Origin of the sequence: Sphingomonas azotifigens NBRC 15497 (assembly GCF_002091475.1) — a bacterium.
GTDB classification, from domain to species: Bacteria; Pseudomonadota; Alphaproteobacteria; order Sphingomonadales; family Sphingomonadaceae; genus Sphingomonas; species Sphingomonas azotifigens.
Genome location: NZ_BCTR01000017.1, coordinates 85,160 through 94,019, shown reverse-complemented (window position 1 = coordinate 94,019; position 8,860 = coordinate 85,160). Strand labels below are relative to the sequence as shown.

Genomic DNA, 8,860 nt, shown 5'->3' with positions numbered 1-8,860 from the left:
CTCCGCAGCCGCTCACCCTCTCCAAGCTTCGCTAGGCAGCAAGCTGCCAAGCTCCGCTATCCTCCCCCGTCAAGGGGGAGGAACGGCGCCCGAAAAGGTATCTAGCCCATGCACATCAAGGAAGAAGCCATCGAGCGCCACACGCTGGCGGTCATCGTCGATAACGAGCCCGGCATCCTCGCGCGGATCGCCGGCCTGTTCACGGCGCGCGGCTACAACATCTCGTCGCTGACCGTGTCGGAGATCAGCGACGACGATCTGATCAGCCGCATCACCATCGTCACCTTCGCCTCGGCCCCGGTGATGGAGCAGATCATCGCCCAGCTAGAGCGGCTGGTGCCGGTGCACAAGGTGGTCGACCTCACCACCAAGGGCGAGCATGTCGAACGCGAGCTGGCGCTGGTGAAGGTGGTCGGCACCGGCGATCACCGGATCGAGGCGCTGCGCCTCGCCGAAGTGTATCGCGCCCGGGTGGTCGATGCGACCATCTCCAGCTTCGTGTTCGAGGTCACCGGCACGATCGACAAGATCGACAAGTTCGTCGAGCTGATGCGCGAAGTGGGGCTGATCGAAGTCGCCCGCACCGGTATCGTCGCGATCTCGCGCGGCCGCGAGCCAGCCTGAAGTTCAACCCCTCTCCCCTTGGGAGAGGGAGGGGCCCATGCGCAGCATGGGAGGGTGAGGGTGAATGCCCTCGAGCCCCGCCACCCTCACCAACTTCGACGAGCCAACCGGCTGACGCCGGCCGGCAAGTCTCCGTATCCTCTCCCAATGGGAGAGGAGCAGAAAGGGAAACTGGAAATGCGTGTCTATTACGATCGCGACGCCGATCTGAACCTGATCACCGACAAGAAGATCGCCATCCTCGGCTATGGCAGCCAGGGCCATGCGCATGCGCAGAACCTGCGCGATTCGGGCGTCAAGGACGTCGCGATCGCCCTCCGCCCGGGTTCGGCCTCCGCCACCAAGGCGGAAGCCGCAGGCTTCAAGGTGCTGCCGAACAAGGAAGCGGCCGCCTGGGCCGACATCCTGATGATCCTGGCGCCCGACGAGCACCAGGCCGCGATCTGGGAAGCCGATCTCAAGGGCAACATGAAGCCGGGTTCGGCGCTCGCCTTCGCGCATGGCCTCAACGTGCATTTCGGCCTGATCGAGCCGCCGGCGGACATCGACGTGATCATGATCGCGCCGAAGGGCCCGGGCCACACCGTGCGCAGCGAATATGTCCGCGGCGGCGGCGTCCCTTGCCTCATCGCGATCCACCAGGATGCCTCGGGCAACGCGCATGACGTGGCACTGGCCTATGCGTCGGGCGTCGGCGGCGGCCGCTCGGGCATCATCGAGACCAACTTCCGCGAAGAGTGCGAGACCGATCTGTTCGGCGAGCAGGCCGTGCTCTGCGGCGGCACCACTGCGCTCGTCCAGGCCGGCTTCGAGACGCTGGTCGAGGCGGGCTATGCCCCCGAAATGGCCTATTTCGAGTGCCTGCACGAGCTGAAGCTGATCGTCGACCTGATGTATGAGGGTGGCATCGCCAACATGCGCTACTCGATCTCGAACACCGCCGAATATGGTGACATCAAGACCGGCCCGCGTATCATCACCGAAGAGACCAAGAAGGAAATGAAGCGCGTGCTCGCCGACATCCAGTCGGGCCGCTTCGTCAAGGACTTCGTGCTCGACAACCGCGCCGGCCAGCCCGAGCTGAAGGCCAGCCGCATCGCCGCCAAGCGCCACCAGATCGAGCAGGTCGGCAGCGAACTGCGCGCGATGATGCCGTGGATCGGCGCGAACAAACTGGTCGATCAGTCGAAGAACTGATCCAACCCGGAAACCTTGGGTTGCCGGCTGCGCACTAGCAATGCGCGGCCGGCACCCTCATTACGGGAGCGACGCAACCACCCGAAGGGAACATTCATGCGCGCTCTCCTTGCTCTCGCTCTTTTCGCGGCCGCTCCGGTCGCCTTCGCCCAGGAACTGCCCGGCCAGGCCGACGCTGCCCGTGTTCCTGCCGGCACCTATGCGGTCGACACCGGCCACACCCAGGTCGACTTCACCGTCAACCACTTCGGCTTCAGCCAGTTCACCGGCCAGTCGGGCGGCGCGACCGGCTCGCTGACGATCGACCCGGCAAAGCCGAACGACGCCAAGCTGGACATCACCATCCCGACCAGCGGCATCGTCACCACCGTCGCGGCGCTCGACAAGCACCTCGCCTCGCCGGACTTCTTCGACGCGGCCAAGTACCCGACGATTCGTTTCGTCTCGACCAAGGTCGTCGTCAGCGGCACCAAGGCGCAGATCACCGGCGACCTGACGCTGCACGGCGTTACCAAGCCCGTCACGCTCGACACCACGCTGGTCGGCGCGGGCACCAACCCGATGATGAAGAAGCTGAACTTCGGCTTCGAAGCGACCACCACGATCAGCCGCAGCGCGTTCGGCATGGACAAGTATGTCCCCTTCGTCTCGGACGAAGTGAAGCTGCACATCAACGCCGCCTTCTCGGCCAAGTAAACCCTTGGTCTAGTTGCCTCCGCCTCCTGCCTGCGCCACCACCGGCGCGGGCAGGAGAACGGATATGCAGGACCAGGAAGGCCGCGACGGCGCCAAGCGCGTCGAGGCGTTTTCGGATGGCGTGATTGCCATCATCGTGACGATCATGGTGCTGGAACTGCACGCGCCCGAAGCATCCGGGCTGCGCGCGCTGGCCGCGCAATGGCCGGTCTTCCTCGCTTATGCGCTCAGCTACGCCTATGTGGCGATCTACTGGGTGAACCACCACCGGCTGTTCCAGTTCGCTACCCGCGCGGGCAACGCGCTGCTCTGGTCGAACATCGTGCTGCTGTTCACCCTCTCCCTGATCCCCTTCGCCACCGCCTATCTCGGCGAGCAGCATTTCAGCGGCGAGGCGACGCTGCTCTACATGCTGGTGATGCTCCTCCCCTCCTTCGCCTATAACTGGCTGCAGCGGGTGATCCGGCGCACCGGCGCCAGTTCGGCCGAGGCGCAGCGCTACCATCGGCGAACGCTGCGCAAGAGCATGCTTGCCTGCTGCCTCTACCTTGCGGGCGTCGCCGTGGCGATCGCGTCGCCGGCAGCGGGTCTCGCCTGCGCGGCTTTGGTCGCGCTGCTCTGGTGCCTCGCCGACGGCCCGCTCGACCGGCTGTTCGAGCGCTGAGCTAGAGCGGCGCGCCGCTTTTGTGAATCGAAGGATTCCCGAGCGATGCTGATTGTGATTCAACCTCTTCTGGAGGTGGATCATGGGCGAATGTCGGTCGGATGATTTGCGTGCTCGTGTGGTCGAGGCGGTGGCGGCTGGGAGTTCGCGCCGAGCTGCGGCGGAACGGTATTCGGTGAGTGTGAGCTCGGCGATCCGGTGGGTCGCGCGCGCTGCGGACGAAGGTAGCGCCAAACCCCGCAAGCAAGGGCGTCCGGCTGGGAAGGGCCCTCTGGCTGAGCATCTGGATTATCTGATCGCGGCGGTGGAAGCCGACCCCGACGTAACGATGCCCGAACTGGCAGCGCGGCTGCATGCCGAGCGCGGGGTGGTGGCGGCTTGTGCATCGCTGTCGAAGCTGCTGTGCCGGGCCGGGTTCACATATAAAAAAGCAGCTGATGGCATCGGAATGCGCACGCGCTGACGTTGCCGAACGGCGCAAGATCTGGATCGAAGATCGGCAGCCGCACATGCGCCGCGATCCCAGCCGCTTGGTGTTCATCGACGAGACCTCGGTGAACACCAAGATGGCCCGCCTGCGCGGACGGGCCCGGTATGGGACACGCCTCAAAGCCAGCGCACCGTTCGGCAAATGGGGAACCCAGACCTTTATCGCCGGCCTGCGACAAGGTGGACTGACCGCTCCCTGGGTGATCCCCGGCGCGATGGATCGTCAGGCCTTCAACATCTACATCGAGACGCAGCTCGCGCCGACGCTGCTGCCGGGCGACGTGGTAATCCTCGACAATCTCTCGGTGCACAAAAGCGCCAATGCTGAAGCGGCTGTCCGGGCACGCGGCGCCTGGCTGCTCTTCCTCCCCCAATACTCGCCTGATCTGAATCCAATTGAAATGGCATTCGCCAAACTCAAGGCACACCTGCGAAAAGCCGCGGCTCGCACCTTCGATGCCTTGATCAGCGCCATCGGCGACATCTGCTGCCTCTTCGAGCCCAGCGAATGCGCAAACTACTTCGCTAAAGCTGGATATGCGCCAGATTAACGGCACGATGCTCTAGAAGCCGACCTTGGCACGCACTCCATAGAAGCGCGGGGTGCCCGGATAGCCGGCATAGTTGCCGTTCTGCTCGGGCACGCCGAAGCCGCTGATGAAATAATGCTGGTTGGTCAGGTTCTGCACCCAGAATTGCAGGCTGCGCCGGCCATCCGGGCTCTGCACGCCGATCGCCGCCGAGACCAAAGGATAGCCCTGGTTGTACAGCGCGTTGCGGCCATTCGCGTCGGGCGGGCTGGAGGGAATGTTGACCTCGCTGTTGTAGCGCATGTCGACGTGCAGCAAGCCATTGACGCCCTTGGCGAGCGGCGGGGTCCAGGTGCCGGCGACCGTCAGCGTGTGCCGCGGCTGGTTGTCGAGCTGCTGGTTGCCCTTGCCCTGCAGCGGCGTGCCCGCGAAATTCTTGCCATCGTCGTCATAACGCGCGTCGATGAAGCTGTAGCCGAGCTGGAACACCAGATCGCGCACCGGCTGGATCGTCGCCTCGGCCTCTACGCCCTTGCTCGTCGTCTTCGGCACGTTCTGCACCACGAAATTGGTGCCGCTGAACACCAGGCTCTGCAGGTTGTAGAATTGCGAATAGAAGCCCGCGAGGTTGAGCGTGAACTGCCGGCTGACCTGCGTCTTGAGCCCGACTTCGAACGAGTCGACGGTTTCCTTCGAAAAATGCAGGTCGCCAGCCTGCGGGCCATTGCCGCCGAGCAGCACCGAGTCGAACGTCGCCTGGTCGAGATTGAAGCCGCCCGACTTGTAGCCGCGATCATAGCTTGCATAGCCCAGCACGCGCGGGCTGAACTTGTAGGCCAACTTCACCGTGCCGGTGATCTGGTCCTCGCTGCGCTTGTCGGCATAGGCGCCGTTGAACTCGCTATTCACCGCCGGGTTGCAGCTGAGCAGGAACAGGTTGCTGAACAGCCCCGGCACCTGGCGCAGGATATTGGCATAGGCGGCTGCCGCGGCATTGCCGGTACGTGCCTGGTTGAAGAAGGTGCAGGCGCCCGTATTGCTGGCGATTGTCGCGGTCAGGTCCTTGGTCTCGTGATTCCACCGCGCGCCGAGGGTGAGCGACAGCGTGTCGGTCAGGTTGACGATGTTGTGGGTGAAGACCGCGAAGGCAATGGTCTTCACCCGGAAATCGTCGTTGTTGTTTCCTTGGCCCGGCGTGTTGCCCGGCAGCGGCTGGAGCGCCAGCCCGGCGAGGCCGGGCACGACCGCGATGCCGGGGATCGGCGCAGTGCCGGTCTGCGCGCGGAACAGCGTCACCAGCCGTGCGAGCTGGCCATAGGCGGCCGGCGGCGCGGCGGGGTTGAGCAGCACCTGCCCGAAGGTTGGGACCCCGGCCCCCAGCGAGCCGTAGAACTGCACCGGCGTGCCGAACAGCGGCCGCAACTGGGCGGAGAACACGGCATCGACATAGCGATTGGAGTCGCTACCCACGCGCACCGTGTCGCGTAGCGTGTTGCTTTCATTGAGGTAGAAGCCGCCGACCAGCCAGTCGAGCTTGCCGCCGAACGCCGATCCCTGCAGGCGCAGTTCCTGCGTGAAATCCGATAATGCGTTGCGATAGCCATCCCGATAGGCGCGATCGATCCCTGAAAAGTCGATGTCCTGCGAGCGCAGCACACGCCAGCGGCGATAGGCAGTAATCGAGGTGAGCTTGGCGCCGCCCAGATCGTAGTTCAGCTCGCCAGAGAAGCCATAATCGCGAACCTTCTCGCCATAGGCGCGGTTGGGCGAAATCGCCTGGATCCGGTCATCGGTCGAGCCGGTGTAGAGACCTACCAGCCCCTGTGCCGCAGCGAGCCCCTGGATCACCGGCGCGAGTGGGCCGCGCACGGCCGAGACGACCGCGCAGCACTGCTCGTCCGTCTGGTAATAGTCCGCGATCAAGCGAAGGTTGACCGGTCCGCTGTCGAACAACGCCTGCCCGCGCACCAGCCAGCGATTGATGTCGTTGATCATCCGGTTGCTGTTGGCGTCGGCGATATAGCCGTCGCGCTTGCGATAGGCCCCGTCCAGCCGCAGCGCGACATGCTCGCTGACCGGCCCGGTGAGGGCGCCGCGCGCCTCATAGGCGTTGTAGTTGCCATAGCCCGCCTCGGCATAGCCGCCGGTCTCGAACTTCGGCTGCGCGGTAAAGATACTGAGCGCGCCGGCCGAGGTGTTGCGCCCGAACAGCGTGCCTTGGGGTCCACGCAGGATCTCCACCCGTTCGAGTTCCGGCAGCTCCGAAATCGCCACGCCTGAGCGCGACCGGAACACGCCATCGATGAACACGCCCACCGCCGGCTCGAACCCGGGATTGTCGCCACCCGTGGTGATGCCGCGGATGTAGATGGTGGTGCCGGTCGCCGAGGACTGGCCGGTCGAGGATTGCAGCGACGGCGCCAGCTGCTCGAGGTCGCGGACATTGTCGACGCCGGCATTTTCAAGGAGCTGCGGTCCGATCGCGGTGATCGCCACCGGCACGTCCTGCACCGTCTCGTTGCGGCGGGTGGCGGTGACGATGATCTCGTTGGCCGAGACATAGCCCTCATCCTGCGTCGGCGGTGCAGCGCCACGGTCCTGCGCGAATGCGGAGATGGGCCCGGCCAGCGCCAGCAGCATTGCCGACGCGCCGAGCAGTTCGCCCTTCGTCATGGTCTTTCCTCTCCCTGGCCGCCCCGATCTTGCGCCGGTCGCGACTTTGCTGTTTTTGCATGCACACGCTAATGCCGGGCTTTTCCGGAGGTCAACGGGTCAAATGTTTCCAAAGCCGCGCGAATCCCGGGATTCCTGCGCCTTTCGGTGCCGGGATCCTGCTACCGCCCGGCAAAGCGCGCTTGCCGTAAGGGAAAGCGGAGCGGCGATCGAAAGGACGAATGATGCACGACCACCACCACGATCCCGAAGACGGCGATCTCGTTGCCGCTGCTCCCAAGATACCCGTGCCCGAAGACGTGGCGGAGGCGATCCGCACGCTGATCCGCTGGACCGGGGACGATCCCAGCCGGGAGGGCCTGCTCGACACGCCGCAGCGCGTCGCACGCGCGTGGAAGGAATATTGCGCGGGCTATGCCGAGGATCCGTCGCACCATCTCTCGCGCGTATTCGAGGAGGTGGGCGGCTATGACGAGATCGTGCTGCTGAAGGACATTCCCTTCCAGTCACATTGCGAGCACCACATGGCGCCGATTACCGGCAAGGCATCGATCGCCTATCTGCCCAGGAACCATGTCGTCGGCATTTCCAAGCTCGCCCGCGTACTCCACGCCTTCGCTCGCCGCCTGCAGGTGCAGGAGCGGCTTACCGCCGAAGTGGCCGACTGCATCTGGAACCATCTCCATCCGGTCGGCGTCGCGGTGGTGATCGAGGCACAGCATGGCTGCATGACCGGCCGCGGCGTACGGACGCCGGGTGTCGGCATGGTCACCAGCCGGATGATGGGCGTGTTCCGCGAGGACGAACGCAGCCGGGCCGAAGTGCTCAAGCTGATGGGCTATTGATGCCAGGGCGGGTGCTGGTCACGGGCGGCGCACGGCGGATCGGCGCGGCGATCAGCCGGGGCCTGGCCGAACGCGGCTGGGCGGTAGCGGTCCATCACCATCATTCGCCCGACGAAACCGAAGCCTTTGCCGCCGAGCTGCGCGCCAGCGGCGCCCACGCGGCGGTCGTCTGCGCCGAACTCGCCGATCCTGCCGCGCCCACGGCCTTGGTCGAGGCCTGCCGCGCCGCGCTGGGCGGCCCGCTGGACGCCGTTGTCAACAATGCCTCGCTGTTCGCCTATGATGCGGCGCCGATCACCGACTACAGCTTGCTGGACCGGCACATGCATGTGAACCTCGCCGCGCCGGTCGGGCTCGCGATGGCACTCGCCGCGCAGCCGGACCTCGCCGAGGGCGCGGTGGTCAACCTGCTCGACCAGAAGGTGGGCAACCTCAATCCCGATTTCTTCAGCTACACCTGCTCGAAGCTGGCCCTGCACGGCGCCACCCATATGCTGGCGCAGAAGCTGGCGCCGCGGATCCGCGTCAACGCCGTCTCCCCCGGCCTCACCCTGCCCAGCCTCGACCAGACCGAGGCGGAATTCGCCCGCACCGGCACGCAAAACCTGCTGCGCCGCCCCGTCGACCCCGCCGACATCGCCGCGACCGTGGCGTATCTGCTCGAATGCCGCAGCGTGACCGGGCAGAACGTCTATGTCGATTGCGGCCAGCATTTCCTCGCGCGGGACGGCGACGTGATGTTCGAAGGACGCGAGCACCGCCCCGATGCCTGACTATGTGATCCATCTTGACGCGCTCGAGCTCAGCATGGGCCTGGGCATCCACCCGCACGAGCGCGCCGCCCCGCAGCGGGTGCGGATCGATGTGGCGATGACCTGCCGCTATCCCGCCCCCCCGGAAGACCGGATCGATGCGGTGGTGGACTATGACTTCCTGCGCGCGGGCATCCATGCCCTTGTCCGCACACGACATTTCGAATTGCAGGAAGTGTTGTGCGAGGAAGTCGCGGCGCTCGCCCTGCGCGACGCGCGCGTCGTAGAGGTGCGGGTCCGCTCCGCCAAGCAGGACGTGTATCCCGACGCCAGGGTGGGATGCGAGATTATCCGTACTCTTACGAATATACGCGAATAATCTCGACCTGA

Annotated in this window: 9 protein-coding genes; 8 read left to right on the top strand and 1 reads right to left on the bottom strand. The window is 65.2% G+C overall.

The genetic code is table 11. The annotated features are described in order from the left end of the window. Positions 1-108: 108 nt before the first annotated feature. The 5 genes from ilvN to SAZ01S_RS08385 all read left to right on the top strand — a co-directional run bounded on the left by ilvN (position 109) and on the right by SAZ01S_RS08385 (position 4,221). On the top strand, positions 109-624 hold the full coding sequence (gene ilvN / locus SAZ01S_RS08405; protein WP_084581822.1) for an acetolactate synthase small subunit: 516 nt from the start codon (positions 109-111) through the stop codon (positions 622-624). Between the two features lie 177 nt (positions 625-801). Beyond that, positions 802-1,821, top strand: a complete 1,020-nt coding sequence (gene ilvC, locus SAZ01S_RS08400; RefSeq protein WP_084581821.1) for a ketol-acid reductoisomerase — start codon at positions 802-804, stop codon at positions 1,819-1,821. 96 nt (positions 1,822-1,917) lie between these two features. Beyond that, positions 1,918-2,517, top strand: coding sequence for a YceI family protein (locus SAZ01S_RS08395; protein ID WP_084581820.1), 600 nt, complete (start codon positions 1,918-1,920; stop codon positions 2,515-2,517). A gap of 64 nt (positions 2,518-2,581) precedes the next feature. Next, positions 2,582-3,181, top strand: coding sequence for a TMEM175 family protein (locus SAZ01S_RS08390; RefSeq protein ID WP_084581819.1), 600 nt, complete (start codon positions 2,582-2,584; stop codon positions 3,179-3,181). A gap of 82 nt (positions 3,182-3,263) precedes the next feature. Beyond that, a protein-coding gene (locus SAZ01S_RS08385) for an IS630 family transposase (RefSeq protein ID WP_139809996.1) occupies positions 3,264-4,221 on the top strand; the annotation gives its coding sequence in 2 pieces (ribosomal slippage) (positions 3,264-3,614 and positions 3,616-4,221; 957 coding nt in all). A gap of 12 nt (positions 4,222-4,233) precedes the next feature. Here SAZ01S_RS08385 and SAZ01S_RS08380 read toward each other — a convergent pair. Further along, positions 4,234-6,873, bottom strand: coding sequence for a TonB-dependent receptor (locus tag SAZ01S_RS08380; RefSeq protein ID WP_084581818.1), 2,640 nt, complete (start codon positions 6,871-6,873; stop codon positions 4,234-4,236). A 221-nt stretch (positions 6,874-7,094) separates the two neighbouring features. Between SAZ01S_RS08380 and folE the strand changes: the two genes are divergently transcribed. From folE to SAZ01S_RS08365, 3 genes are read left to right on the top strand one after another with little or no spacing between them, the layout of a single operon-like run. After that, positions 7,095-7,718, top strand: coding sequence for a GTP cyclohydrolase I FolE (folE, locus tag SAZ01S_RS08375; RefSeq protein ID WP_439951219.1), 624 nt, complete (start codon positions 7,095-7,097; stop codon positions 7,716-7,718). Then, a complete protein-coding gene (locus tag SAZ01S_RS08370; RefSeq protein WP_084581817.1) occupies positions 7,718-8,491 on the top strand; it encodes an SDR family oxidoreductase in 774 nt (257 codons plus the stop codon). Before folE ends, SAZ01S_RS08370 begins: the two co-directional genes overlap by 1 nt. After that, the gene (locus tag SAZ01S_RS08365; protein ID WP_084581816.1) at positions 8,484-8,849 is read left to right on the top strand and encodes a dihydroneopterin aldolase; all 366 of its coding nucleotides are present in this window, start codon (positions 8,484-8,486) and stop codon (positions 8,847-8,849) included. Before SAZ01S_RS08370 ends, SAZ01S_RS08365 begins: the two co-directional genes overlap by 8 nt. Positions 8,850-8,860 lie beyond the last annotated feature (11 nt).

Excerpts from the sequence above, each read along its gene's own strand:
- ilvN (WP_084581822.1), top strand. The coding sequence starts at position 109 with ATGCACATCAAGGAAGAAGCCATCGAGCGCCACACGCTGGCGGTCATC.
- ilvC (WP_084581821.1), top strand. The coding sequence starts at position 802 with ATGCGTGTCTATTACGATCGCGACGCCGATCTGAACCTGATCACCGAC.
- SAZ01S_RS08395 (WP_084581820.1), top strand. The coding sequence starts at position 1,918 with ATGCGCGCTCTCCTTGCTCTCGCTCTTTTCGCGGCCGCTCCGGTCGCC.
- SAZ01S_RS08390 (WP_084581819.1), top strand. The coding sequence starts at position 2,582 with ATGCAGGACCAGGAAGGCCGCGACGGCGCCAAGCGCGTCGAGGCGTTT.
- SAZ01S_RS08380 (WP_084581818.1), bottom strand. The coding sequence starts at position 6,873 with ATGACGAAGGGCGAACTGCTCGGCGCGTCGGCAATGCTGCTGGCGCTG.
- folE (WP_439951219.1), top strand. The coding sequence starts at position 7,095 with ATGATGCACGACCACCACCACGATCCCGAAGACGGCGATCTCGTTGCC.
- SAZ01S_RS08370 (WP_084581817.1), top strand. The coding sequence starts at position 7,718 with ATGCCAGGGCGGGTGCTGGTCACGGGCGGCGCACGGCGGATCGGCGCG.
- SAZ01S_RS08365 (WP_084581816.1), top strand. The coding sequence starts at position 8,484 with ATGCCTGACTATGTGATCCATCTTGACGCGCTCGAGCTCAGCATGGGC.